Below are 24,994 nucleotides of genomic sequence, written 5' to 3' on the forward strand. Positions count from 1 at the left end.
CGTGTGACCACAATGAAAAACGCCCTCCGAAGAGGGCGCTTAGTTGACGATGCTTTGTCTTATGTTACGATTTGCATGCAAGATGGGTTGTTAATCACGCCTGAGCCGTAACCTGTGTAGGTTCCTGTCAAAGTGATTTGAGCGGTGGCCGTCGAGTTCGCACCCGTAGCCGTACCGATTTCCGTACCTGCATAGATGGTTTTGCCATCTGGATCAAGTGCTGCAACAACCGCGCTCGCGCCCACACCAGTACCTGTCAATGCCATACCCAAGAACGCGCCGTCATAACCGGCTGGGCAGAACAATTTATTGGAACCGTTGAAGGTTTGAGCAGTGAAAGTCTTCGTGCCGGTTGCCGCAATGCGGTTACGGATACCGATGACTTGCTTACCTGTAGCGGTAGCACCCAAGATGCCGGCCGCGGCAATTGCCAGGACGCCATCAGCTGCGACGGTCGCGTTTGTCTTGTAGACAGCGCGGCCTTCGAGTTGAACCCAGCCGAACGAGCCGGAAGGGATTGGAGCCATTGCAATGCCGAAGCAGAAGCCTTGAGTAACGGTGGATGGCAGAAGCGAAGCCGTAAAGGTTTCATCCCACATAACCACTGAGCCTTTGAGAATCGCCGCATTAGAGCCGACGTACATGAACTTACCCGCACCCCAAAACAGATCGACTGCGGTGACTTGCATGCCGAGCGGTTGGCGTTGGGTAGTATCCGGCACAAACCAATCATTGAAAGGTTGAGTGCCGAGGGTTGGGGAGATAGCTGCAAACATGATATTTCCTTTAAAGGTTATTTGTGAAGGCGTTGCTTGCCGTTGATGTATCTGGACACCTGCGTTTGATGGATACCTAGTTCGTCAGCTATTTTTTGCTGAGTCATTCCGGTTTTGTACAACTCTCTAGCGCGCTCAACCACATCGAAGGGGAATCGCATATTTCCATGCCATCCGCATCGATCGATCTTGTCCTGCGTGTTTTGCTTGGGAGTCCCCAAATAAAGATGGGCTGGGTTTACACATTTGCGGTTGTCACATCTGTGCAAGACATGGAGTCTTTCTCCTATTTCGCCAACTTGCAGGATGTAAGACACGCGGTGTGCTTGAACCTGCTTGCCGTTGAACCAGAATTTCCCATACCCATCTCTGTGAATCGTGGATTGCCACTCATGGCACCCACTTTCCACCCTCTCCACCTTAGCTAAAAATCGTTCCAAATCTTTCATTTCAGCCCCTATTTAAAAGAGCTAATTTTACTTTAAAATCAACGATTAAGCTAACACTAACTACGCCTTCATAACTCCTTGGAGTGAGCGATTGCTCAACGCCAAGTTGCCTTGCCAGATGATGGTTTTCACCAGAGCATCTTGATTGATCGACTCAACGTCATCCAACATAGTGATGTTAGCGTCTTTGTGGACGACCAAATCAATGTAGTTGGTGTTGAGGAAATATGCGTGCGCCGATGGGATACCGCCCGACGAATCGAAGAACACATCTGCGTTCTTGTATTTCATCGACAACATGCCGCCCTTGCCCGAATCTTCCGGCGCATAACGCTTCAACGAAGTCTGCGATTGCTCGTAGAACGTGAAGTAGTCATCCGACATGACGATCAGGTTTGGCATATCCATGCCGCGAGTCAGCTTGATCCACAATGGCAGCATCAGTGATTCGATGGTGGTTGCAGATACTGTGATACCAGCGCCGCCTTGCAATGGAGCAGCGGCGGATTGAACGACGTTTTGCCAGAAGCCATACGTCGAGCTGTTGATACCACCAACAGTACCAGTACCAGTATCAGCGATCAGCGCTTGCAAGCCGTTGATTTGGTTGGCGGCTGTGCCATCTGAGTACAGATCGGTGGACAGGCCATTAGCGAACGAGTGTTGAGCATTTTTCACTTTCGACTTAACGAAATTGATGATGCGGTTCTCGCCACTGTTGGTACGCATTTCCAGGCCGGACACAGCCAGGTTGACTGCGACCTGACGCCACGGATATTCAGCCGCAGACAGAACGTCTACCGCTGCGATATTCAGAACGTCATAGCCGGAATAGCGCTGATAAGTGCTGTTGTTGGCGTATTCAAGAGGTTGAACGATGCTCAGACCGCCATCTTCCAGACGGACTTTGCCGCTGTCAGACATTTTGCGATAGAGCGCATTGTGTTTTGTTACGTTATCTGCGACTTCTTTGGAGTGATTGCGGAAAGTGGTTGTTACCAATTCCGAAAACACGCCGAAATTACCCGCAGCGTAACCTTGGCCGGGAGATGCCATTGTGATGCTCCTTGATTAGATTTAAGCGCCTTGCAAACGTCGCAAAGTCGCTCGGATGGTGTCGTCCATAGAACCTATGGGCTCGGAAACGGGCATTGACGGACGGATTCGCGTATTCACGCTTGCCGCTGCCTTGGCCGCTTGTGCCTTCTTCGTTGCCTCTTCCCGCTGTGCATTCAATTGCTGTTGGAGCATCGATGCGCGAGTGGTTGGATTGGCGTAGACGGCTTGCTCATAGGCATCCGGTAAGTCCTTGGCCTGACCCGCCTGTAGAAGCGCGATCATGTGTGGCTTGACTGTCTCGAAATGACTATGGTTTGGGTCAGCCGCAAATGCAGTTATCTCGCTGTTGAGCGATTCCTCTGCTTGCTGCTGAACCGATGATTCTTGTGATTGAAATTTGTTTGTCAGTTGCTGCACTTGCTGCTGCAGCGCTGCGTACATCGGATCAATTTGCGGCTGTGCTTGCTGGTACTGCTGTGCGCTACCGAGGTCGATGCCGTAGTGCTGGGCCAACTGCACAAACTTGGCTTGCTTGTCTTGTTGCGAACCGTGGCGAAGCAGGTTGTCAGTCGCCATCAATTCACTTACCGCGCGGTCAGGCGTCAGACCTAGTGATTGCAATGTCGCGGCGTATGGAGTGATGACCTTCTCCATCGTTTGTGCGTACTGAGCCGCAGCCTTGTATTGCTCGACACCCTTAAACATCTCGTCAGCGCGACGAACAAAGGCGTCCTGCAATACTTTGGGAGCCGCGGCAAATGCTTCTGCCTCTTCCTTGCGCAAGCCGAGCGATTGCAACTCTTTCGGCACTGTTGGGACTTCAACTGCTGCTGCCGGCGCTTCGGTTGTCGCGGCTTCTTCTGCCGCAGGCTTTGCAAACTTTCCTTGAGCGTCACGGATGCGCTGTGCTGCAGCTTCCGGCTCTTCGGGGATCGTTCCTTCTGGCACTTCTGGCGGATTGTTTCGTGACTCAATATCGCGCAGTGTTTCGCGGATCGAGTCATCCATCGACTGCGGTTGTTCGGTTACTTGCTCTTCAACTTCGGTGGTAGCACCTTGGTTTTCGATAGCCATTTATAAAGCTCCAGACGTAAAAAAAGCACCGATAAGGTGCTTTGTTGGGTTGTGGCTGTTAAGCCGAGTTACGACGCTTCGGCCAAGGCTTGCGCCTTCTTAGCCGGTGATAAATTGGCCCACGCTTGGCGGACAACTCCATCTAGTTGCTTGTCTTCTGCTTCTTCCTGATATTGCTTCTGCCGCGCTGCGTTGTGCTTCTCTGAATCCATGCCTTCCCAATCACGACAGCCTGAAGCCGCCATGTCTGCGCGACGTTCTGCATAGGACGTGATTACACGACCAGTAGCTGGCGATTCGTAGGCATCCCACGGTTGCATGTCCATGCGCGCCATTGGCTTGGACAGAATGCGCTTATCAGTCTTTTGCCCGCAGCATTCCGGCGTATCCAGGCATTGCGATACCGAGCGGATGTAGTCGTGATACTTGCCACATTTCAGGCACACGGACTCGTAGACAGGCATCAGTTCACCTCGCGAGTAATTTCAGCGGTCGATGTTTCCGTGGCTGCATTCTCAAGCTTGGCTTTGCTGCTGATGTTTGCTGACTCAATCTTGACTGCCGCATCCAGTTCAGCTTTCCAGCGTTGGAAGTCAATCTTCATTGACTCGATCATCAGTTGGCTTTCTTGCTTCTGCGATTCGAGTGCCGCCGCCAATTGCGCTTCAGCCTCTGCGCGCTGCTGCTCAAGCATGTTCTGATGTGCGTTTTGCTGAGCTTGCGATTCCTGCTTAGCTTGCTCAACTTGCGCGTCGATCTGAGCACGTTGCTGATCCAATGCCAGCTCGCGTTGTGCTTGCTGATCTGCCATCTGCGCACGCATCTGCTCAATCTGCATCATCGATTGATTCTTCATCTGTTCGATTTGCTGCTGAGCCTGCAACTTGCCTGCTTCAGGGTTAGGAGGCGGTGGTGGCTGCTTCATCTTGGAAATAACGTCTTCGACAGCCGTACCCATCTTGGCGCGACGACATACGACAAGCATCAACTCTTTGAGCATGCCTATGTCCATTGCGCCTTGCTGAACTGCTGGGCCATACGCTTGCATCAGCGATGCCAGCCCAGTCAATACTTGCTGCAAGCCTTCCATGTCGCTATCTTGCGTTGCAGATAAGGTGCTGTCTGTCTCGATGTCAACACGGTACGTGCGAGTAGCATCGTCGCGCATTGCCTGCTCCACGGCTTCCCATGAAATAGGCATTGGCTGTTGCAGCTTTTCGAGTCCAGGCGGCGGAGGCGGAGGCTGTTGACCAGCTTGTTGCGCCTGCTGTGCCTGCATCTGATATTGCTGCGCCATCTGCTGCAATTGAGCTTTTTGCTGGTCGAGATCAGCTTGACGCGGCAACTTAACCAGCGTCATCTTTTCAAGCGTTTCCACTTGGAACTTCTCGGCGATTACCTCAGCCTTCAACCGGATCAGATCGCGGATGTAGCGCTGGACTTCCTTCTGCATGCGCTGGAGTCGTTGAGTACCCCATTGCGTTTTGATCTCTTGCGCGCCTTTGGTTTCTCTGGCGTCAGTAGCACCGCGCATGATGTCTGCAATGCCGGTGATCTCGTAGATAACTTGTTTTGTCTGGTCGCGCTGCTCGTACAAATACTTGATGACCGAAGCAATGGTATCGATAGGCATCATGTAGATGGCCTTATCGAGCCCGCTGCGCTCAGCAATAGCAGCTACGTTCTGAGCAGGCACTAACTCATTGTCGCCAGCCTTCATCAACTCCGACAGTTCTGTAAGCGTCGAATCGTAGATGCCGCGCACCTTTAGCGCGTCCATCAGATTGTTGATACGAATGCTGATGCGGTTCAATTCTTTGGCTTGCTGCTCGTACTGCGTGTACAGCGCTGCCGGTATTAATGTCTGGTCGTTCTCAATGGCGTACAGTGGGCGCGGAACAGGGAAGAAGCCAGAGAACTGCATCGGGTCGTCTTGAACTTTACAAGGCGTTGCATAGGTCTTGCAGATCCAGACGACTTCCTTGTCATCCTTGTTCCATATTTCCCAAATCTCGGCCGTCTTGAACAAGTCAGCAGTCGTATCTGACTGCTTGACATCCTCGTCATCAGCGGCATCCATCGTTATCTTGTTGCCGATGTCTTCGCCAAACTTTTCAACGCAGTCTTCACGTGTAAAGCGGTGCTTGAATGCAATAGCGCAGACTTCATCCCATGTTTTAGCTGCACCAAGGATGCGGAAGTCGTCCCATTGAACGCGCTCACACAGAGCCTGTTCCCATGCGATTTCTTCATATTGATCTGCTTCGCCTTCTTCTGCTTCGATGCCTTCTGCCGGCGCTTCTTTCTCGCCAACTTGGCGAATATCAGGGATATAGCGAACACGCGACACAGCTCGGCCAGCCAGCAACATTGCCAGGACATCGCCCTTCAATACTGCGTCTTCGTCGTATGTATCTTGCGAGAACTCAAGCGCGCGGGTCATTACCTCGCCGACTGCTTTGCCTAATTCATCCTCATCCGAGTAACGACGACGCACATCTGGCTGCGGCAATGAGTTATAGACCGACTGACGCAATGTCTCGGTATTCGTCCAAAGGATATTGAACGAGTTTGCGGTAGGGCTAAGCGGCGTGTACTGCTTATATATGTCAGTTGCTTTCTTGCGCCAGTCAGACTCGCGCTTGTCGGCCAACTTCAGTTCCAGCGTCCAGCGGCGCTTAATAGCCTCTGGCGATTTGCCTAGATCGCTGGGCTTCTCCAGGCTATTGGCGTTCGAGTCGGTCATTACAGCTGATAACCATGCGCCACAACAGCGCTATTGGTATTGCCTGCGCCCAGAGTCGGCACGGTAACGACGATTGCAGTATTTGCGGCACTCGCTGGTATTGGTTTTGGGAATTGAACAATCAGCGGGGTATTTCCCAAGGTCGCACCAGCGACTACAGCCAGGACATACGTAGCGGTCGCACCACCAATAAGCCCGGTAACAGTAACCAGCACGACAGCGGCGGCAGTTGCACCCGAGCCCGTCACCTCAAAGCCCGTGATGTAGGTGGTTTTACCCGCCGCCCCCGCCAAGGTTGCGACCGCTGACGCTGCGGCCACGTTGCCAGATGCGCCAACTACAGCGGTGATGCCGGTTTGCGCCCCGCTGTCGGTAACGTAGAGCTCACCCGTGGGCGCGAAACGCTGCCCGTTAATGTACATATCGCCTGTTGCCATGATTATTCCCCTTCTACCCTGCGGCGTGTTTGCCGCGCTATCATTTCTGAGATTGTTCGGTCTTGCGGCCACCTGGTCGGTGGCGGCGCTAGTGATTTGTGTTCTTCGGCCCATGCAATCGCAAGCATTCGCAAGCTATCTGCAGCATGTGATGTGAAGTCGTGTCGCGGCGTGTCTCGGAACATCTTCTTATCGTCGTCCCACTCGCGCTGATACAGCTTGACGAGCTCAACTGCATCACCGGCCAGTTCTTTGTCAAAGTACGCTCGCGACAGCATGGCGCGGACGGCTTGGATGCCATCCTGCAAACTCATGCTCGGGACGATGCGAACCTTTGCCATGCCAAACGCATTCCAGGCCACCTCTTGAATCGAGCGGCCATTTGATGCGAGTGTTTTTGCTCTTGCGTCGTGTGGGAACCAAAACAAACCGTAGTTATATGCGCAGCGATGCGCAATCTCAGGCTTTATTGCTCCGTATTCAATAGGCACATTGCGGCGAATCTTCCACTCATCATTGAGGATTTCCTTGCCGAAAATCTGCTCAATGTAGTGCTGCATATCCTTGCCGTTTATCCCGTAGTACTCAAGGATGCGCACTTCACCTGCGATTACTTGATACCACCAGATGCCAGTATCGTCTGAATAGCCAAGATCCCATGCTGTGTGCACGGGGAAATTCGGGTCATGAGGAACAAATGTAACGCCGTTGCGAGCTTCGAGTAATTGAAACTCAGCGCCGTAATACGCACCAAGCACTGCAGCCTCGAATGAGCACATGTACTCTTGCTCAAACAGCGCAGTGCCTTGATCGATGCCCCATTCCGCTATGTAAGCGGCTTTCTCGGCAATCAATGCTTCTGGTGAAAACACACCAGTGTCCAGCACCGAAAGGCGTTGCGTGAACGTCTTCGAGTCGGCTAAACCGGCGTTGTATGTCTTATATGCGTGATTCTTGCCGCGTGGCGTGGTGATAAACATCTGCCAGCCATTGTTCTCTGCCAAGATCGGACGGAGATAAGCTCGAGCAGATGGGTTCGCAAGCGCCCATTCTGAATAGACCAACCCAGCAGGCGTTGTGCCAACCAGACTATTAAAGTTATCCGATCCAACAACCTGCCAGTTCGAGCCATTCTTGAACTCGATCATCATTTCTTGATTACGAGTCGCGCTTCTCAGCTCTTTCGGGAAGGCCTCATCAATCCGCTTCTTGCCAGTGTGAGGATTAACCGCATCCCAAATAGCTTTGCGCGCCTGCGAATACTCAGGGAGCATGTGCCAGTAACCGGCAACACGCTCAAAAGCAGCGCAAGCTGTACGATGCAAAGCAACTTCATCTTTACCGCTGCGACGATGCCAGATTAATTCGGCATGCTTCCCACCTCTTTCCAGATACGTCCATGCAGGGATTTGATACCCGCGTGGTCGCCATCCGTTAGGAAGCTGAATTTTCGCCAAAGCGAATTATCTCAACGACTAAATCACCGCCATCCCTGCCTGTGTGTTCGACACGGCCAAGCTTAGGCGCAGCGAACTCAGCAAGCTTAGCCATCAAGTCGAGTGCTTTGCCTGGATCAGGCTTTGCATCGCCTACCCCATTAGCAACTTGCTCAAGCCACAATGCGACGTTCTCAGCGTTGTCACTCAATAGACTACTAACGGTATCGCGAAACTCTTTGGTCGCCTTGTTGGGCGTTCCTGGCTGTCTGCCACCTGTTTTAGCGCCCTTAGCCATGGTCTGGTCTAAAAGCTTCCACTTTAGAAAGTTTCATTACTGGCCTCTTTAGGGGTAGCCCTATCTAAGGAACTGCGGTTACGAAATAAAATAGCCCGCCGAGCAATCAAGCTGGCGGGCTGAACACGTGGTTAGACGTGAGGGAGGAGAACGAAAAAAAGCCCCGAGTCCGAAGAGTCGAGGCTTTGAATATTGTGTTTCGTGTGTCGCCTTACTTTTCTTTAGGCGTGCAAGGTGACACAATTAGAAGACTACTCCTTTGTTTCGCCGTTTACAAGTTCTTTTTGCGTGGATACAACATTTTCTTCTGCGTCTTGGTCAAGCCCCATCCGAGCAGCGAGTTTTGCTCTATCCCGCTCACAGGCTGAATCACGAATCTGCTGCGTCCTCTTGAATGTGCTGTCTCCCCACAAAGGATCGCAATTCTTTATCTCGTTCTTCATAGCAAATCTTTCTTCCTCATCAACGGCTTAATCATCGCCACAGCCTCAGGATAACTCACTGGACCAGGTGAGCGCCAGACTTGCGCCTTGGCTTCCCTGTTGCGCATCTCTTTGCCTATCGCTTGGCGGCATTCAGGGGTTACAGAATCCATGCACCAATCGACAGCTTCCATTTCCAAGTGAGTGACTGCCTCATCCACAATCTCAGCCGTACTATCCCACTGGCGACTTGATCGAGACTGACGACACTCGGGAGCCGCCGTGCCATAGCCGAGCTTCTCGCGGTATGACTTCTGCCAGTAGTAATGCTCCATCAGCAGTGCGTCGGCTTTGGTGGTTTCGTCTATGTCTCTCATCATGCCTATTCCCTTGAAATTCCGTTTATCTCTTCCCACACCAAACAATCACGCTAATAGCAATGATTAGGATTGCGCCAAACCATAGGCAGGCGTACATGGTCTAGCCTGTTACCGAGTGCAGCCATGGCTTGATGTAGCTCCACGCCCACGGCACGCCATAAATCAGCAAAGTGGTAATTGAGGCAGTAGCTATCACCAACAATATGGCGATCTTCACCAGCGCTTCTCCTATTGCATCTCCGATTCCGCCCATCTTCTTCTCCTTGGTTGATTACTCGACCGACCAAACTTCTTGCGCGATACGCGGGCCGACTGAACATGGCTGGCGATAGTCGGTTGAATAGTTCATTGGAATTCGTAGCCAGATGTCCGCATTGCAGATTCCGATATGCCAAAGCTCCCATCTGCCGCCGTACCATTTTCTGCACCACTGGTAGCGCGATAGCCCAAATTGATCAAATATCCAATTCTTCATTCCCCCTCCCTCTCTTTCATCAGTTTGATTGACTAAATCAGTGGTGAAATGTCTGCGTAAGCACGTCTTGCGGGTGCTTCTTTTCCCTATCCAGAACCATCTTCACTCGATGCAAGAACTCTGCTTGCTGCTCCTCGGTCATTTGAGATAGCCATTTTTGCATCAAATTTTCTTGATATTCGTCATTCATTTCACCCTCCGTTTTAAATCGGCGCGTAGCCAGATTCAAATGCTGATGCTGGCGAATACGATTTGTAGCCATCGTCATACACCACGTAATAGCCACCGGCTTCCGGCTTATGCTTATCAACGAATGCGGCTGGCACAGGGAACGCGCCATAACCAGCGTCCGCTGGTGTGATGTGGTACGAGCCACCTTCACATTCGAAGTCTGCTGGCGATTGCTCAATCTTTTCAATCTTCAGCGCATAGACTTGTTTGTGGCATTGATACTTTGGCATTTCACGGCTTGATTCAGACATCTCATTTCTCCTTCGTGGTTAAACCTCAGTTGTTACGCTTATCAAACTCAATCCGCTCTACTTACTTCCGCACATCACACATATCTGCAAGCCAGCCGCGCATGCGTGGTATCCCGCCATCGGCCAGTTGCGTTTCCATCCGTAAGCAATAGCGCCAAGGATGAATAGCACCGTGGTTACGATCAGGAATATGCGAGGGTTGAGTAGGTAGGTCATGCGCGCACCAACGATCTAGCCTGCTCAGCCAATTCATTCTTGCGGGCTAGTTCTGCATCGCGCTCAGCTTGTCTTGCTCGTTCGTAGCTGGCTGATTCTTCCTGGCGCTTCTCGATCAGATTTGCCATTTCTTCCTTGACGCGCTTTAAGCCTTCAGGGCATTCCGTTATCGTTCCGCCGATAACGCTATTTCCGAGTAGCGCTGTGGCCATCGGTGCCGGCAACAATCCAGCCGTTGCAGCCTTCTCGATCACCTTTGCTCTGCGATCCATATCCCAGCCCAAGGAGGCATTCCATTTCGCTGGGCTACCCGATTGACGCGAAGCCGTAACAAGTCGGTTGTAGGCGTCTTTAAAGGCCATCCTTGCGCCTACTTTGTCGCCAGTTGCCATCACTGGTTGGCAGATTCCGAATGCTTCGGCTGTTTCTTGCGTCCATACGACTGTGTCGGCTTCGTCTTGGCTGGTTAGCGCAATTGCCCATGCTTCGTCGTCGGACGGGCGTCCGTCCCCATCTGTTGCGCCATCGATCTGCTCGATGATGTCGGCTGGCTTTGGCGTGAAACGACCGCGTTGCTTGTCCATGCAGTGACCGTTCAAGGCCATGCGGAATTGCTCGATGCTGTACTGGCCCATCGACTTGAAAAACAAGGCTTTTGCGCCGCTGCTGATGGTTTTGTTCTGACCGACGCCGATCAGGTCATAGGCTGCGTCCAGCAATGCGGAGAATTCGTCGTAGTCGCGGCTATGCATTGATAACTTTCGATTCGTCGTCGCAGATGCCAAGAAGTCGTTTTGCTTCTGCGTTGTTGCGGGCGTTGATCGCAGCAAGGTCGGTCACTGCTGATTTGCTGGCAGTGGCTCCCAGCTTTGCCCAATCGTCCGAGATTGCGTTACGCAATGCCGCATCCCAATCGGCATAGACGTAACCCTTGGCTTGCACCTTGGTGACGAACGATGTGAAATGGCGATCAAGGTTTTGAATCGAATTCGCTGCCGCCCATTTGCGAACAGATTCCGAAATGCAAAAGCCGTCAGGCAAAGGAGTGTTCGGGGATTTTCTGGAAGACTTGGGCGCAGCCGCTGGCGGCGTTCCCTTCCCTTCCTGATCCTTTCCTTGATCCTTGATCCCTTCCTCCGACGACACTTCGAGAGGATTCGAGAGGACTATCGAGGAATCAACGAATGCAGGTATTTTTGACTTGCTCGGCTTGTCAATCTTCTGATGAATCAACCAGTTACGTATCTGCACGAAGCTCTGACCATCGATCTTGTAGCGCGTTACACAGCCTTCGTTTTCAAGCTCATTCATCCAGCCATCAATGAGGCTTGGAACGTCGTCATCGTATGGAAAAAGAAGGCTCGCGAGCATTCGCGAATTTCCGCGAAGCCGACCTTCATCGTCTGAGAGCGTCCATAAGAGAATAAAAGTCAGCCGCGCATCACGGGAAATATTGCCCATGCTTTCGGATTGCGGTAACTCAGGTTTTATCGAACGAATGCGCGCCATCACGCCACCTCTTTATCTGCCAACTTAATCAAGCCCTTGTAGCGGGCGATCTCTGCTTGTAATTCTGGAATGCTTATCTTGTTTGTTGCGTGTGGTCCTTCTAGCCACTCCACACGCTCCACGCCGATTTTCTTTACTAAGGCCACCCGATACATGATTGCGTTGCTACTGAGCTGGACGTTGCATCTGTGGCACTGCTTGTGGATGTTGTCCAATACGAAGCGAAGGGTGTTGTTTGCGCCTACTGCTATGTAATGTCCCGCTTCCCACTGAACTGTCTTTGTCGTACCGCATGAGATGCAAGGCTCGTTGACATCACGTACTACCCGAACCCACTTGTTCACCAGCTTCTGTAAATCACCTTCCCATTCGCCGTGCTTCTTTGCTGCTTGCTTCCTAACTCTGTGTGCCGCCCGTTCTTCCTGCTCACGCTTGGCGGCCGCCTTCAGGCGCTTTCGTTCTGCTAATTCAAGTGTGCAAGGTGGGCTGCATACCACGTGTGCCATTGAGCGCGATTCAAAGCGTGTTGGGCATATACGGCACTTGCGCAGCTTTGGCTTTGCTTTTCCGAATTGGGAGCGGATCATTGCTGCGGAAACTCCAACATCACGCCAAGCGGCACGAAAGCTGCCTGCATCGCTTCCAGATACTTCGACAGTTGCGGCTTGGTCATATTGGAAGTGACTGGCAGATACTTCATGGCGATCAACTTGCGTTCGTAGGTCATACCCTTGATCGAGTTATCGTAGATTTCGCGGAATTCGTTGTCTTCAGTGCGCAGGATCGGCACGCCAAAATGCAGCTTGCAATAACACTTCCAGCCGAGCGCGTCGTCTTCGCGCAGTTCGCGGGCAAGTTGCTCGTACCATGCGTGGCTGATGGCGTTTTGATCCAGGCTGCGAGCTTTGCCTGTCTTGGCATCAATGCGGACAAAGCGATGCTGCGCGTACATCTCGCGCAATGTTCCAAGCACTGTTTGCAATGACGAATCACTGTTGATAACAAGTGCACTCATTGAAACAGCGCCCCTTGCACAGCAGCCAAACGATGCGGTTCAATCGTCACGCCACTGATCGAGCAACGACGCTTCTGTGCATGCTCAACGCTGCCAGACTCGCGCAACTCAAACAAACGAGCGCTAAGAGTCGATGTTTGCAAGCCAGTACGCGCTGCCAGTTCTTGCATGGAATACGTCACGCCGGCCGACATCGCAGCAAGGATCAGCGCATGTTGTGCGCCCTTCTTGTCCTGGACGATCCCGTGATAGCAGGCAATACTTGTGTCGGCGGCGTGAGTCTTCATGGAGGCTCCTTACAGTTGGCGAGATGGAAATTGCGACCAATCAGAGTCAGGGCGCGTACCAGTGGTCTTGAGAAATCGGCTTGGGTTCAGCGGAGGTGTGTTGAGTACATTTACTTGGCGCGGCGGGACGAGTGCAGCAGCATTTGCTTTGATCGCTACTTCGTCTTCAGCATCTTCCAGCTCGTAGCGAGTGGCTTGAGTGAGTGCGACCTCATCTGTAATTGCTGAGCGGCGTGGCTCGCCTTCTTGTTCAATCGACAGATTATCGACATGGCCGCGAAGGTACATTTCTGCAATCGCATTGCGTATGGAGTTTTTCGTGAGGCTTTCCGAAAGCGCAGCTATGACGCCACCAATATCTTGCGACTCAACGGTGGCGAGGTAATCAAGCAGTACGCGGCCACGTGTTCCTTTGGATGGGAGGCTCATACCAACTCCTTCTTAGGATGAATAAAACGACCAAGTACGCCGCCAGCTTTACGGGCAAACGCGATGATTTTTTGCAGGCGTTCTTTACGCTTTTGTGCCCGGGCTAATTTGCGGTCTGCGATTTCGAGGTTTTCAAGCGTTGGGGATTGGATTGCGGCGGTTACTGCTTGCAGTGCGTCCAGGTCGTCGCGCTGCACTTCAAATACGTCATTGATAGAGAGATCGCCCTCTTCGCCATCGGACAGCAGGCAGGCGCCCAGGCCGATGCTGACCATGACCTCTGCGCAGCAAGCCAGACGGCGCTCTACAGGCATGGCCTTCAGGATCGAAGGGATAAAGTTTGGCGGGCAAAGATTCGTATCCTTGCTTTCGTCATCCAGCCAGCGGAATACGCGATCTGCATTGACCTTCATGCGCTCAAACGTATCGCTAGTCTGTGGATTGAACACGATGCCGGATGCTCCCTTGTCACTCTCAACGATGTGCTGGACAACCGTCTCACGGCTCCAGCCCTCAGCCTTGCGCCAAGCGATGACATGCTCACGAAGGATTCCTATTAACGACTTGTGCGATTCGTTGCGCATGACTCTCTTCTCCCGATCAATTAATCTGTGTTCATGGTTATTAACTTCTCTCTCGCAAATCAGGCAAAAGGCTCTTCGGCCAGTGGTTTGCCTTATGCAGCTACTGCTTTGCGGGGCTTGCGTACTGTTGCGCCGTCAATCGGTTTGCCCTCGATAACCGGCTGGTCTGCAGATTCGGAGCGGAAATAGTCAGCAAGCTTCTTAACAGTCCAGAAGCGAGGGTCTGTGACTTCGCCGTAAGCGACTTTGCGTAGTGTTCCGAGAGGTACGCCCGATTTTTCAGCAACTACGTCCCAATCAGTTGGGCGAATCGCTTCGAGCGCGTTTTTTACAAAAGTGAGGTCGTTTGTGTCCATACCCGTGAGTTTATCCCATAGTCGGGATATGTCAACCCACAAACGGGTTTATTTTTCCGGCATAGTCCCGTATATGGGATTAGCTATAGAAAAATTACTTGCTGAGAATCTGGGGAAGATTTTCGAGGCGCGAGGTATTACAAGCGCTGCGAAAGCTGAAACAGAGTTACGCGTACCAAAAAGCACAATCGATAGAGCGTGGCATTGCCGATCAATGGCCCGCCTTGATACATTGGGCGAAGTAGCCGCTGGCCTGAAGATGCAACCGTGGCAGCTTCTGGTTCCTTCGTTTGATGTGGAAAACCCACCGCAACTATTGCCAGCGGCTGATCAAAAAACTTCTAAGACAAAACTGAAGCCGATAGATGTATCGTCGCTTGGCGCGGTTGATGCCGCTGAGTTAATTCGCATTGTCGCGGCCTTTAGTAATGCCGATACTAAAGGCCGACACCGAATACTAGACGCTTGCGAGGAGGCGGAGGCCAGAGCGCTCAAGTCCAACGTCAACTCCTCCAGTAATAAGCCTCAAACCGGGTAGCTTTCGTACTGTCTGGCGCGCAGCTATTTTGCGAGTGACGGCAATAATGTACAGACGGTCATCATCGTCAAAGACTGTATCGAATAGCGAATTTAACTCTTGCTGTTGTTGCTTAAACATGGACGCTCCTAATGTCTGAATAAACAACAGTCGCCTTTCGTGGTTCGACTCTCTTCGGAGTTTTGGGGAACGCAGGAACACTGTTTGGGCATCCAGTATAAAAGGAAGTTGAATTTGCGTGTGTTAATTTATAGAATTTTCAAAAGCAACAATTACTACCTAGTTTATGAGATGCGCCAACATTTTTCAGGCTGTAGTATGACCAGCCGTTAAGGCACGACCCAATCCATAACCACCAAAAATACATAATGAAAATTACTACTTTGTTTGTTGCAACAATTGGCTTTCTCGCGTCTAGCGCTCAGGCTGCTGACTGGAAACTTGCAGGGGTAAGCGATTCAAGTTATGCGTATGTTGATGTATCGTCAATCGTAACAATGAAATCTAATAGGAAGGCATGGGTAATGTGGTCAGATATTGACCCAGAAGGCCGCCCATCCAGTGGCGCAACGCCAGCTTCGCGATCATCAAAGGTGCTGGGTCATTACAACTGCGCTGAGCGATCAACGGCTATGGCACAAAGAATAAGCTACGCCGGATTATTGGGCGAAGGGGAAACGTTGCATTCCGCCAAATACCCACTTACACCGTCAAGTTTTGCTGAAGTTGTACCAGAGTCCATGGGTGAGCTTGTGTTCAACTATGTCTGCAGTAGAAAATTCAAATGAGATGCGCGCTCATTGCGCTTTTGATGTTGCCGATACAAGTTAGTGCCCACCGGGTCATCGGCATAGCTGACGGCGACACCCTCACCTTACTGGTCGATCAAAAGCCGCTCAAGATCCGGCTTGCCAATATCGACGCACCGGAAAAGAAGCAGCCTTTCGGACAACGGTCTAAGGAATCACTGTCTGCTATGTGTTGGGGTAAGAATGCGGAATATATGACGCAGAGTATTGACCGGTATAAGCGCGTCGTAGCGCTCGTCTATTGCGATGGCGCACAGGTCAACAAGGCGCAAGTCACCGCCGGCATGGCCTGGGTATATTTGAAATACAACAAAGATCGTAGCTTGCCAGCCGCCCAGAATGAAGCGGAGCAGGCCAAGCGTGGTTTATGGGCTGACGTTGCTCCTGTGCCGCCTTGGGAGTGGCGGAAGGCTAAAACTCCGATGAATTCAAAACTAAAATAACTATGGCAATTCAGATACATCCGCAACAGGGAACAATCGTTATTTGCGACTTCTCAGGGCTTAACGAGCCAGAAATGACTAAACGTAGATTGGCGATCGTTCTCTCTCCTTTTATCAGAATCCGCCCCCAACTATGTTGTGTAGTCCCATTGAGTACCACTGCTCCGAATTTAAAAAAGGATTATCACTGCACGCTGATCATGGATCCGCCTTTACCAGAGCCGTACAACTCCCCTCTTCAGTGGGTTAAGGGCGATATGGTGTACACAATGGCACTTTCACGTCTTTTTCTGCCGACACCAGGGAAAACAAATGGCAAGCGCGACTACGATGTCCGAGTGCTCAGCCAAGACGAACTTATGCGAGTTCAAAAATGCGTTTTGGTTGGTATGGGACTGTCGCGTTTGACGCAACACTTAGAATAGATTACAGTAGTCCTGTCTCGCGCTCTGCGTAAGCATCGCGGCTCAAGTCCTCCTCGGAGGCCGCTATACATCGGAGATTGCAATCCAGTATGGTGTCTATACCAGGGTCGTCAGAAATGACGGCCCTTTGCTTTTATGCCCCCCCACTATTCACCCCCCCCTCCTCCCCAACCGCTTCGGCGGTTTTTTTACTTTCCTCAATGTTACGATATGCAAATCAACTATAAGAGGGAGAGAAATGGATATTGCACTTATCGGCGGGGCGCTTGGCAGTCTCAAGGCGGCAGGAGACATTGCAAAAACGCTGCTCGACATCAGAAATACGTCGGAAGTGGCTACCAAGGTTGCCGGCATTCAATCGGCCCTCCTCGATGCTCAATACTCGCTACTAGAGGCCAACGCGGCGCAATCGGCGCTTATTGAGAAAGTACGCGATCTCAAAGAGGAGATCGTGCGCATGAAAACATGGGATAACGAGAAAGTGCGCTACAAGCTGCACTCCCCACAACCTGGAATTATCACCTACGCGCTTCAAGAATCGCATAGCAACGGCGAGCCGCCTCATTACATTTGTACAAACTGTTACCAAGATGGGCGCAAGTCGCTCCTCAACCAAAAGCCCGATGGAAAAACCGGCGACTACTACTTTGCCTGCCCATCCTGCCCGTCCAGTCAGCCTACCGGGTATCGAGGCCCGTGCGCGGTCGAGTTTGTCCCGTAATTCCTTCATAAATTCCCCTAAATAAGCCCGCATTTGCGGGTTTTTTTACGCCCGTTTATTCGAGCATGGGATTTATTTTACTTTTTATCCCGTTTTTGGGTTGACATATCCCATTATCGGGATTATTCTTAGTTCATCGAACAAGCAAACAGCAGGAGAACGAAATGACCAAGCTTAATAAATCAAATGTTCAACACGTCGCAGGAATGATCGTCGGCCTGGTGAATCGTTTTACTGGTCGTCGCTACAGCAAAGCCGAGCGCGGCACTCACTGGTTTAGCCAGGTAGCTGCAAACCTTGTGGCTGATCGTGAGCCTGTCGAATTCCTTCCTTTCGCTGCTTAAGGAGAACGAAATGACCGGACACAACCGCATCCCAACTAAAGCGCCGCTGATCTCGGAGCGCCGCGCAATCGCCCTGGCCGAAGCAATGATCCTCGGCATCCTCGCGTGCCTCTTTCTCTTTGCGGTGATCGCATGAATATCACATTTGAAGGCCTGACCGAGCAAGAAGATGCGCGCCTTCGTGAGCATGCAAAACATGTTCTCAATACCGACCTTAAATATGCACCGCTCGAACGTAGCAATTTTTGGGAAGCCATCAACGAAGCAACTTACGAGCAATTGAACAAGGCTCATGCGTTGCTGATGAATGGTGAGCATGTCGCAGCGGCAGCGGCAATGAAGCTGATTGCATACGACTACTGGTTCGAGTATGTCGCCGCGATTAGCCGGGAAGAAATCATAGATCAACTGGCGACTGAAAAGCACGACCGTGAAGTTGAATTGCAAGCGCACTAATAACTATTAAACACAGGAGAGAACAAGTGAAACTTCAAATTATTCAACGCTGGTCAGGCCGAGTGATTTTCGAGCACGACATCGAAAGCAACACCATGCTTGCAACGGTAAAGGCTGCGCTAGCAGACGATGCCGACCTGAGCGATGCCGACCTGCGCGGTGCCAACCTGCGCGGTGCCGACCTGAGCGATGCCGACCTGCGCGGTGCCGACCTGAGCGGTGCCGACCTGCGCGATGCCGACCTGAGCGGTGCCAACCTGCGCGGTGCCGACCTGAGCGGTGCCGACCTGAGCGGTGCCAACCTGCGCGGTGCCGACCTGAGCGATGCCGACCTGAGCGGTGCCAACCTGCGCGATGCCGACCTGCGCGATGCCGACCTGCGCGGTGCCAACCTGCGCGATGCCGACCTGCGCGAGTGTCCGGTCAAAATTTCTGACATACACAAAGCCGTGTACGAAGCCGCGTCACAACCTTGCGCGCTCGACATGGGCCAATGGCATCACCCATGCGGTACAACTCATTGCCGCGCCGGATGGGTTATTGCGCTGGCCGGTGCCGGAGGCGCAGCCCTCGAATATGCAATGGGTACGCCTGCTGCTGCTGCATTGATCTACTTGGCAAGTGATCCGACGCTCGAAAAAGTACCCAACTTTTATTGCGACAACGACGAAGCGCTCGAAGACATGAAGCGTCTTGCCGAGGTCGAGTAACACCTACCCGCACTGGCGACGATAAGGCCAGTGCCAGAGATTTAGCTGTTGCATGACCGTAGTTGGACGGCTAGTACCCGATCCCGGAATACCTGCACAGGCTTAGCCGACAGATGCAGGTTCATCTGTAAAGACGAAGGTAGCCCGACAGCCAACAAGCGAGCCTGAACGCTCACAGGCACATGGGGGACATGTTCAAAGCCCTGCTACCGGGGCCGCCGGTCGGGAAATGTAGCGGCACCAAAAATAAATGGAGATCCGATGAACAAGATCATTGAACGCATTCTGATTGCAAGCGCCATTGTCGGCTTGCTTATTGCTTACGGACTTGTCGGCACGTCCGACATGCAGGCAGAGCAGGAAAACGCGGCATATACCGCCGAAATCATGGCAGCAGCGAAGAGCGAAGCCATCAACCGCCAGCGCGCAGAGCAATGGCACAACTTAAACAAGCAGGCCAATGAGATGTTGGCTTTGGGGGAAATCAAATGAATGACGTTATTGAAATGCCTCGCCGAGAAAGCGCCGGCCTGGTTGCAAATGAAGTGAACCGCTTTTCTGTTTCCGAGATTCGCGATCGCGTGAACCTGGTGCAGCAAGTAATGAAGGCGGTCATGCAAAAGGATACCCACTACGGGACTATCCCAGGCACACCGAAGCCGACGCTGTACAAGCCGGGCGCAGAGCAATTGTGTGTGACGTTCCGTATTGCGCAGGAGTACCGCATAGAGGATTTGAGCGATGCACTTGTCGCTAGATTCCGTGTGATTTGCGTTGGTCGCCATCAACCTACCGGCATGGCGCTTGGCGAAGGTGCCGGCGAATGTTCATCCGCCGAAGAAAAATATAAGTGGCGCGGCGCGCTTTGTGCTGAAGAGTTCGATCTGACTCCGGAAACAATGCGCCGCATCAAGTTCGCCAAAGGTCGCCAGGGTGGCATCGATAAGAAAACACAGATTCGCACAGAAGCCGCTGACCTGGCGAACACCATCCTGAAGATGGCCTGCAAACGCGCCATGATCGCGATGACGCTCAACGTCACTGCAGCATCCGACATTTTCACTCAGGACATTGAAGACCTGCCGGAAGAGTTGCGGGCACATGAATCGACCGGCGCGCCGGTTAGCGACCCTGCCCTGCGCTCCAAATGGGTGAATGCAGCCAGAGCCGCGCCGGATGCCGACGCGCTGCAAAAGGTCTGGACTGACGGGCTGGCAGAAATCAAGCCGACCGGCGATATGACTGCGTACGACGAGTTCAAGGCCGCAGTCGCCGCGCGCGGTACTGATTTCAAAAAGCCCGAGCCCAAAGCAATGGCCGATTTCGACGCAACCTATACACCGGAGTAACCCATGATTTTCATAAATTGCGAGCAAGGCACTGAGGAATGGCACAAGGCCCGTTGTGGCGTGATTACCGCCAGCAAATTCCGTGATGCCGTAGAAACCACCGCCAATGGCAAGCCAACCGCCAAGTCAGAGCTCTATGCCGCACAGGTTGCGCTGGAGCGCATCAGCGGCCTGCCCTGCGACGAAGTATTCAACTCGTGGCAGATGCGACGCGGTACGGAATTGGAGCCAAAGGCGCGCATGGAATACGAATCGCGCACCGGCAATCTGGCCAGCGAGTCCGGCGTCGTTCTCACTGATGACCGCCTATTCGGCTACAGCACAGACGGCGAATTGAACGGCGACGGCCTGATTGAGATTAAGTGCCTCGCATCCGCCATAGGCGTGCTGGAAATGTGGCGCGATCAGGACTTGTCCGCCTACATGCACCAGATTCAAGGTGGATTGTGGATCACCGGCCGCAAATATTGCGACTTCGTGATGTACGCGCCGCAGCTTGAAAGCGTGGGGAAGCAGTTATTCACAAAGCGCGTCGAGCGAAACGAAGAATTTATCGATGACATGGTGGAGCAGCTTTTGGCCTTTTCTCGCGTAGTCGATAAAAACGAAACCATTTTCCGCATGAAGGAAGCAGCATGACAACCGAACTCTTGGACGCTCCAACGTCCGCAATCGCTGCATATAGCCCTTTTTATGCCCAGCTTGCCGAACTCGAAGAAAACAATGCGAAATTGGTTTTCAATTACGCCGACAAAAAAGGCAACAAGGAAGCCCGTAGCCATATCAATACGCTGCGCCTGACCAAGGGTGCGCTGGAGCGTGTCCGTAAAGAGCAAAAGGAAGAATTCCTTATTAAAGGCCGCGCTGTTGATAGCGAAGCCAAGGATATTTCTGCGCGCATTGAAGCCATGATTGCCGTTCACCAGGCTGAGATTGACCGGATCGAGCAACTTGAAACAGATCGCGTTGAGGCATTGAAAAGCCGCATCAGCATGATCCACGCCCTGGCATCAACGCTGGATGATGATTGCAACGTGGCCACTACCGCACAACTGCGCGACCGATTGCTTCTCGCTAAGGAAATAATCGTGAACGAGTCATTTGCTGAGTTCGAGCTGGAGGCGGCCAAGGCAAAGGATGCTGTTGTTGCGACGCTGGAACGGCTTATCTATGAAGGAGCGAAGCGCGAAGCGGAAGCCGCCGAACTGGCCAAGCTGCGCGCCGAATCCGAAGCGCGTGCGCTGAAAGATCGCGAAGAAGCGATCCGACGCGAAGCCGAACAAGCAGCAATTGCACGCGCTGAAGCCAAGGCGGCAGAAGAAAAAGCAGCAGCAGAACGCGCCATTCAGGATGAGCGCGACAAGGCGCAGCGTGAGCAGGAAGCCGCTGCCCGCCGCGAACTTGAATTAAAACTCGCCGCCGAGAACGCCGAACGTCGCCGTGTCGAGGCCGAGCAGTCCGCTGAGCGCGACCGTTTGGCGGCAATTGAACGCGCAGAAGCAGACAAACAACGTGCGGTGAGAGCCGAGCAAGAGCGCGTGGCCGCCGCTGCCAAAGCAGAGGCAGACGCCCAGGCTAAACGTGAAGCCAACAAAGCACATCTGGGCAAGATCAATCGTGCGGCCGTTGCGGCGCTGGTAGCCGGCGGCATCACCGAAGACGACGCAAAGCTGGTCATCACAATGATCGCGAAGAATCAGATCCCATCCGTAACCATTAACTACTGAGAACCACATGGCTGAATACGACAACACAAATCGCGGCGCCATGTTTATCAATGACCGCAAGCAAGGCGACAAGCACCCTGACTACAAGGGCAGCATCAATGTGGGCGGGAAAGAGTTCTGGCTATCTGCCTGGATGAAAACCGGCGCTAAAGGTGAATTCATCAGCCTGTCGATTGAGCCCAAAGAGGCAAAGTCCGACGCAGCACCGGCACCAGCGTCAAAGCCCGCATCTCGCGGCATGGACGATAAACCGCCGTTTTGATTTCCGAGGGCGCCCGGGTCCGTACATCTTGCGATAGCGGGATAAAGCCGGGACTTATTTAATGTGAATGTTGACAAGGAAAATGAAATGAACGCACCCGACCAGGCAGTAATTGAAGGCTTGCCCGAAGCCGAAGAAAACACGCACATGATTGTCCGCATCAGCGCTGTCGCAGTGAAGCTGGTTTATCCGTTCGCAGCGCAAAACGACATACGCTTCTATCTCAACGGTATAAACATTCGTCCGCTGGATGACGGCTCCGTGATGATCGTCGCCACAAACGGGCATCGCTACATTGTCGTGCGCGATCCAAACGGGTATGCCGAGAAGGAAGTTGTTGTCGGCCTAAGCAAAGACGCGCTGAAACACTCGGCCAACGCTAAGCACACGCTCGATATTTTATCGAACGGCAATGCAATGATTTCCGGCGATGTTGCACAGCCCTTGTTTATTCAGCCTGGCAATTCAATTATCGAAGGTTCGTATCCACGCATCGAACGCGTTGCCAGCACCATCGGCTATCGCGAAGGAATATCTGGCGCGGTCAATCCCTCCTACCTTAACGACGCCCTTTCAATCGGCAAGACATTCGGCGAATCGATCCGCTTCTTCACGCGCGATAACGATAGCCCATTGACGTTCGTTCTTGGTGGGCTGGGCGATCTGGAATGTTTCGGCGGGATCATGAAGATGCGTGACAGCTTTGAAGCATTGCCGAATTGGTTCCCTGTACCGGGGCCGGCTGAAACTCTTGCAGATATTTGAGGGCGGCATGACCAACAACCACCAAGACGGCGAGCGCGTATACGTATCGCCTGAGCAGATGCAGGCAATAGCAGATCAATCAGGTGCGGATGAGCGCGCTAAGTTTGAGCGATGGATTCGCTCAATTGGCGGGAATAGCGATTATCTTGCGACATGTGAGATTTACGGCAGATACAAGCATATGAGCGTGCAAAATTCTTGGGATGCATGGCAAGCCGCTCTCGCATCCACCCAGCCAGCGCCACAGGCTGCGCAAGTTAGTGACGCGCAGATTGAAGCTGTCCGTGATGCTATAGCTGACGTTTTGGGCGATGCATACGATTGCATGCGTGTCTGGTCAGCATGGAGCTATGGAACGATGAGGCGGGATGATTTTCTTCTTGTCTCTGAGGATGGAGAGCGTGTTGCAGAGCTTGCAGATGCAGCCATTGACGCGATGCTTAAGTACGCCACCCCGCAGCCATTCCCCGCACCAGCAGTGCAATCTGGTGAGTTGCCAGCTCCGCGACGTTATTTCCATACGTTGCCGCTCGGGACTACCTTCAGCTACATCGGCAGCGATGAAAAGTGGATTGTTCTGGAAACGCACGGTTGCGGTTTGGTAGCTAAATACGCTCACCATGATTCAAGTAAGCCGCTGCAACAGATTTGCTCATTTGAAGATAGCGAGTACGCCGCGCAGCATACGGAAGTCGATGTCCTACCGCTAGAATCCATCGCACAGACAGCACCAGCAGTGGCGATGCAGGCGGGATTGCCATACGGAATCGTTGACCCAGACTATGCGCGCATATTCACGATGGCGCGCGTACTGGCTTGGTCTGAAGGCTATGCGATCACAATGCACGGTTCATTCACACGCGATTTATATTTGCTGGCTGTACCGTGGGCTGATCGAGTATGTGAGCCGGAGCATCCGCCAAGCGAAAAGCCACATGGACGCCTTGCATGGACGCCGCTATACGCCCTGCAATCACAACAATCGCCAGTGCAGGCTAGTGAGCAGAAAGGTGGTGATCAATGAGCGCACCGCTTATTAGCAGCCAGCGTCATCTCGATCATGCCATTGTCGAGCGCAAGGCAAGCAGGTTCCAAGTGTTCGTTGTACGCACCATGGATGTCGAACTGCGCGGCAAAGCCTACCGCGTGCTACTGGATGGGCACCACAATCTAGCGGCAGCAAAGCTGGCTGGTGTCGAGCCTACGTGGCGCGGGCCGTCCGCCAAAACAAAGCGCGTACGCACACAGATGCCATCAGGCGCATTCGAGAACATGCTGATCAACAATTTGACCGATGCCGATTGGTACTACGTGGACAGCGGCGAAGTTGTAAGCGAATTGCAGGCTAGTGATGCGGGGAGCCAGTCATGAACGCACAAGGAATTTATCCAGCTGACTTTGCGGACATGTGCAAGGACAGCGCAGGCGAACCATATCAGCCAAGCAACGGCACCGAGGGCGACATTTTTAGATCAGTGTGGTGTGAGCAATGCGCACGTGACAAGCATCTGAACGGTGAAAAGGATTGGGATTTGTGCGACGAATCCGAAACCTGCCAGATCGTGCTGATGACGATGGCCTATAGCGTAGGCGACAAAGACTATCCGAAAGAATGGCAATACGGCAAAGACGGCCAGCCATGTTGCACGGCATTCGTTGCAGTCGGCACGCCGATCCCACCGTTGCCAGATGAAAACACGATCGATATGTTCGAGACGCAACCCGACCAACCAGCGCAAGAGGTGGATAAGTGAGCACTCGTAAGAGATGGCGCGCACCAGTAGCCAAGCCGGGTGAATTGAAGATCGCCTACGGCAAGGAGCGCCACGACGATCCTGATTTAATGATCTGCTGGGGCGCTGGCGGAGCAACAAAGCGTGATTCACACGTATTGTTTCACTTCTTCTACCATGTTGCATTACCCGAGTCGGGGACGAATCTGGTTAAAGAATTAGAAGCTCGCGGGTATGACATTACGACTCTTAAGTTTTCAATAATGAAAAAGTCAGGATAAA

General features: G+C 52.6%; 41 protein-coding genes. 19 read left to right on the top strand and 22 right to left on the bottom strand.

The features are described from left to right. Positions 1–59: 59 nt before the first annotated feature. The 22 genes from IXC47_RS08215 to IXC47_RS08320 all read right to left on the bottom strand — a co-directional run bounded on the left by IXC47_RS08215 (position 60) and on the right by IXC47_RS08320 (position 14,430). A complete protein-coding gene (locus IXC47_RS08215) occupies positions 60–776 on the bottom strand; it encodes a hypothetical protein (protein ID WP_195875253.1) in 717 nt (238 codons plus the stop codon). Between the two features lie 17 nt (positions 777–793). Next, on the bottom strand, positions 794–1,225 hold the full coding sequence (locus tag IXC47_RS08220) for an HNH endonuclease (RefSeq protein WP_195875254.1): 432 nt from the start codon (positions 1,223–1,225) through the stop codon (positions 794–796). A 60-nt stretch (positions 1,226–1,285) separates the two neighbouring features. Continuing rightward, positions 1,286–2,281, bottom strand: coding sequence for a phage major capsid protein (locus tag IXC47_RS08225; RefSeq protein WP_195875255.1), 996 nt, complete (start codon positions 2,279–2,281; stop codon positions 1,286–1,288). Between the two features lie 21 nt (positions 2,282–2,302). Then, positions 2,303–3,358, bottom strand: coding sequence for a hypothetical protein (locus IXC47_RS08230; protein WP_195875256.1), 1,056 nt, complete (start codon positions 3,356–3,358; stop codon positions 2,303–2,305). 68 nt (positions 3,359–3,426) lie between these two features. Beyond that, on the bottom strand, positions 3,427–3,822 hold the full coding sequence (locus IXC47_RS08235; RefSeq protein ID WP_195875257.1) for an FmdB family zinc ribbon protein: 396 nt from the start codon (positions 3,820–3,822) through the stop codon (positions 3,427–3,429). Beyond that, entirely contained in the window at positions 3,822–5,729 is a 1,908-nt protein-coding gene (locus IXC47_RS08240; protein WP_195875258.1) for a hypothetical protein, read from the bottom strand. The genes IXC47_RS08235 and IXC47_RS08240 overlap by 1 nt, the downstream gene beginning before the upstream one ends. 374 nt (positions 5,730–6,103) lie before the next feature. Next, positions 6,104–6,541 (bottom strand): hypothetical protein, encoded by a 438-nt coding sequence (locus IXC47_RS08245; protein ID WP_195875259.1) that lies wholly within the window; start codon positions 6,539–6,541, stop codon positions 6,104–6,106. 2 nt (positions 6,542–6,543) lie between these two features. Next, entirely contained in the window at positions 6,544–7,998 is a 1,455-nt protein-coding gene (locus IXC47_RS08250; protein ID WP_195875260.1) for a hypothetical protein, read from the bottom strand. Continuing rightward, on the bottom strand, positions 7,976–8,275 hold the full coding sequence (locus tag IXC47_RS08255; RefSeq protein ID WP_195875261.1) for a hypothetical protein: 300 nt from the start codon (positions 8,273–8,275) through the stop codon (positions 7,976–7,978). Before IXC47_RS08255 ends, IXC47_RS08250 begins: the two co-directional genes overlap by 23 nt. 251 nt (positions 8,276–8,526) lie before the next feature. Then, positions 8,527–8,718 carry a hypothetical protein gene (locus IXC47_RS08260; RefSeq protein ID WP_195875262.1) on the bottom strand — a complete coding sequence of 64 codons (192 nt, stop codon included), beginning with the start codon at positions 8,716–8,718 and terminating at the stop codon, positions 8,527–8,529. Next, a complete protein-coding gene (locus IXC47_RS08265; protein WP_195875263.1) occupies positions 8,715–9,077 on the bottom strand; it encodes a hypothetical protein in 363 nt (120 codons plus the stop codon). The genes IXC47_RS08260 and IXC47_RS08265 overlap by 4 nt, the downstream gene beginning before the upstream one ends. A gap of 100 nt (positions 9,078–9,177) precedes the next feature. Next, entirely contained in the window at positions 9,178–9,330 is a 153-nt protein-coding gene (locus IXC47_RS08270; RefSeq protein ID WP_195875264.1) for a hypothetical protein, read from the bottom strand. Positions 9,331–9,589: 259 nt separating this feature from the next. Next, positions 9,590–9,742, bottom strand: a complete 153-nt coding sequence (locus tag IXC47_RS08275) for a hypothetical protein (protein WP_195875265.1) — start codon at positions 9,740–9,742, stop codon at positions 9,590–9,592. Between the two features lie 13 nt (positions 9,743–9,755). Beyond that, positions 9,756–10,034, bottom strand: a complete 279-nt coding sequence (locus tag IXC47_RS08280) for a hypothetical protein (RefSeq protein ID WP_195875266.1) — start codon at positions 10,032–10,034, stop codon at positions 9,756–9,758. 212 nt (positions 10,035–10,246) lie between these two features. Beyond that, complete coding sequence (locus IXC47_RS08285) at positions 10,247–11,002, bottom strand: hypothetical protein (RefSeq protein WP_195875267.1); 756 nt, start codon at positions 11,000–11,002, stop codon at positions 10,247–10,249. After that, positions 10,995–11,759, bottom strand: coding sequence for a hypothetical protein (locus IXC47_RS08290; RefSeq protein ID WP_195875268.1), 765 nt, complete (start codon positions 11,757–11,759; stop codon positions 10,995–10,997). The genes IXC47_RS08285 and IXC47_RS08290 overlap by 8 nt, the downstream gene beginning before the upstream one ends. Then, positions 11,759–12,346, bottom strand: coding sequence for a recombination protein NinG (locus IXC47_RS08295; RefSeq protein WP_195875269.1), 588 nt, complete (start codon positions 12,344–12,346; stop codon positions 11,759–11,761). The genes IXC47_RS08290 and IXC47_RS08295 overlap by 1 nt, the downstream gene beginning before the upstream one ends. Further along, positions 12,343–12,774 carry a hypothetical protein gene (locus IXC47_RS08300; RefSeq protein WP_195875270.1) on the bottom strand — a complete coding sequence of 144 codons (432 nt, stop codon included), beginning with the start codon at positions 12,772–12,774 and terminating at the stop codon, positions 12,343–12,345. Before IXC47_RS08300 ends, IXC47_RS08295 begins: the two co-directional genes overlap by 4 nt. Then, positions 12,771–13,061 (bottom strand): winged helix-turn-helix domain-containing protein, encoded by a 291-nt coding sequence (locus tag IXC47_RS08305; RefSeq protein WP_195875271.1) that lies wholly within the window; start codon positions 13,059–13,061, stop codon positions 12,771–12,773. Before IXC47_RS08305 ends, IXC47_RS08300 begins: the two co-directional genes overlap by 4 nt. A gap of 9 nt (positions 13,062–13,070) precedes the next feature. Next, positions 13,071–13,490 carry a hypothetical protein gene (locus tag IXC47_RS08310; protein WP_195875272.1) on the bottom strand — a complete coding sequence of 140 codons (420 nt, stop codon included), beginning with the start codon at positions 13,488–13,490 and terminating at the stop codon, positions 13,071–13,073. Continuing rightward, positions 13,487–14,074 (bottom strand): hypothetical protein, encoded by a 588-nt coding sequence (locus IXC47_RS08315; RefSeq protein ID WP_195875273.1) that lies wholly within the window; start codon positions 14,072–14,074, stop codon positions 13,487–13,489. The genes IXC47_RS08310 and IXC47_RS08315 overlap by 4 nt, the downstream gene beginning before the upstream one ends. Before the next feature lie 92 nt (positions 14,075–14,166). Then, complete coding sequence (locus tag IXC47_RS08320) at positions 14,167–14,430, bottom strand: hypothetical protein (protein ID WP_195875274.1); 264 nt, start codon at positions 14,428–14,430, stop codon at positions 14,167–14,169. Between the two features lie 28 nt (positions 14,431–14,458). Here IXC47_RS08320 and IXC47_RS08325 point away from each other — a divergent pair, with 28 nt between their 5' ends. From IXC47_RS08325 to IXC47_RS08410, 19 genes are all read left to right on the top strand, one after another. Beyond that, on the top strand, positions 14,459–14,968 hold the full coding sequence (locus IXC47_RS08325) for a hypothetical protein (RefSeq protein WP_195875275.1): 510 nt from the start codon (positions 14,459–14,461) through the stop codon (positions 14,966–14,968). Positions 14,969–15,336: 368 nt separating this feature from the next. Further along, complete coding sequence (locus tag IXC47_RS08330) at positions 15,337–15,756, top strand: surface-adhesin E family protein (protein WP_195875276.1); 420 nt, start codon at positions 15,337–15,339, stop codon at positions 15,754–15,756. 23 nt (positions 15,757–15,779) lie between these two features. Further along, the gene (locus IXC47_RS08335) at positions 15,780–16,220 is read left to right on the top strand and encodes a thermonuclease family protein (protein WP_230089459.1); all 441 of its coding nucleotides are present in this window, start codon (positions 15,780–15,782) and stop codon (positions 16,218–16,220) included. 2 nt (positions 16,221–16,222) lie between these two features. Continuing rightward, the gene (locus IXC47_RS08340) at positions 16,223–16,645 is read left to right on the top strand and encodes a type II toxin-antitoxin system PemK/MazF family toxin (RefSeq protein WP_195875278.1); all 423 of its coding nucleotides are present in this window, start codon (positions 16,223–16,225) and stop codon (positions 16,643–16,645) included. 238 nt (positions 16,646–16,883) lie between these two features. Further along, positions 16,884–17,366: a hypothetical protein gene (locus IXC47_RS08345; RefSeq protein WP_195875279.1), complete on the top strand. Its 483-nt coding sequence runs from the start codon at positions 16,884–16,886 to the stop codon at positions 17,364–17,366. A 164-nt stretch (positions 17,367–17,530) separates the two neighbouring features. Further along, positions 17,531–17,710, top strand: coding sequence for a hypothetical protein (locus IXC47_RS08350; protein WP_195875280.1), 180 nt, complete (start codon positions 17,531–17,533; stop codon positions 17,708–17,710). A 10-nt stretch (positions 17,711–17,720) separates the two neighbouring features. Continuing rightward, entirely contained in the window at positions 17,721–17,846 is a 126-nt protein-coding gene (locus tag IXC47_RS19475; protein ID WP_268247231.1) for a hypothetical protein, read from the top strand. Further along, on the top strand, positions 17,843–18,166 hold the full coding sequence (locus tag IXC47_RS08355) for a hypothetical protein (protein ID WP_195875281.1): 324 nt from the start codon (positions 17,843–17,845) through the stop codon (positions 18,164–18,166). Before IXC47_RS19475 ends, IXC47_RS08355 begins: the two co-directional genes overlap by 4 nt. A 26-nt stretch (positions 18,167–18,192) precedes the next feature. After that, positions 18,193–18,876, top strand: a complete 684-nt coding sequence (locus IXC47_RS08360) for a pentapeptide repeat-containing protein (protein ID WP_195875282.1) — start codon at positions 18,193–18,195, stop codon at positions 18,874–18,876. Positions 18,877–19,137: 261 nt separating this feature from the next. After that, entirely contained in the window at positions 19,138–19,368 is a 231-nt protein-coding gene (locus IXC47_RS08365; protein ID WP_195875283.1) for a hypothetical protein, read from the top strand. Then, entirely contained in the window at positions 19,365–20,225 is an 861-nt protein-coding gene (locus tag IXC47_RS08370; RefSeq protein WP_230089461.1) for a hypothetical protein, read from the top strand. The genes IXC47_RS08365 and IXC47_RS08370 overlap by 4 nt, the downstream gene beginning before the upstream one ends. 3 nt (positions 20,226–20,228) lie before the next feature. After that, positions 20,229–20,864 carry a lambda exonuclease family protein gene (locus IXC47_RS08375; RefSeq protein ID WP_195875284.1) on the top strand — a complete coding sequence of 212 codons (636 nt, stop codon included), beginning with the start codon at positions 20,229–20,231 and terminating at the stop codon, positions 20,862–20,864. Then, positions 20,861–21,952, top strand: coding sequence for a coiled-coil domain-containing protein (locus IXC47_RS08380; protein ID WP_195875285.1), 1,092 nt, complete (start codon positions 20,861–20,863; stop codon positions 21,950–21,952). The genes IXC47_RS08375 and IXC47_RS08380 overlap by 4 nt, the downstream gene beginning before the upstream one ends. Positions 21,953–21,959: 7 nt before the next feature. Further along, positions 21,960–22,214 carry a hypothetical protein gene (locus IXC47_RS08385; protein ID WP_195875286.1) on the top strand — a complete coding sequence of 85 codons (255 nt, stop codon included), beginning with the start codon at positions 21,960–21,962 and terminating at the stop codon, positions 22,212–22,214. Positions 22,215–22,301: 87 nt separating this feature from the next. Beyond that, on the top strand, positions 22,302–22,979 hold the full coding sequence (locus tag IXC47_RS08390; protein ID WP_195875287.1) for a hypothetical protein: 678 nt from the start codon (positions 22,302–22,304) through the stop codon (positions 22,977–22,979). A gap of 7 nt (positions 22,980–22,986) precedes the next feature. Next, positions 22,987–24,003, top strand: coding sequence for a hypothetical protein (locus IXC47_RS19355; RefSeq protein ID WP_230089462.1), 1,017 nt, complete (start codon positions 22,987–22,989; stop codon positions 24,001–24,003). Then, a complete protein-coding gene (locus IXC47_RS08400; protein WP_195875288.1) occupies positions 24,000–24,350 on the top strand; it encodes a tudor domain-containing protein in 351 nt (116 codons plus the stop codon). The genes IXC47_RS19355 and IXC47_RS08400 overlap by 4 nt, the downstream gene beginning before the upstream one ends. Continuing rightward, a complete protein-coding gene (locus tag IXC47_RS08405) occupies positions 24,347–24,733 on the top strand; it encodes a hypothetical protein (RefSeq protein WP_195875289.1) in 387 nt (128 codons plus the stop codon). The genes IXC47_RS08400 and IXC47_RS08405 overlap by 4 nt, the downstream gene beginning before the upstream one ends. Continuing rightward, positions 24,730–24,993, top strand: coding sequence for a hypothetical protein (locus IXC47_RS08410; protein ID WP_195875290.1), 264 nt, complete (start codon positions 24,730–24,732; stop codon positions 24,991–24,993). The genes IXC47_RS08405 and IXC47_RS08410 overlap by 4 nt, the downstream gene beginning before the upstream one ends. Position 24,994: the final 1 nt, after the last annotated feature.

Origin of the sequence: Herminiimonas contaminans (genome assembly GCF_015645465.1) — a bacterium.
Classification (GTDB): domain Bacteria; phylum Pseudomonadota; class Gammaproteobacteria; order Burkholderiales; family Burkholderiaceae_D; genus Oxalicibacterium; species Oxalicibacterium contaminans.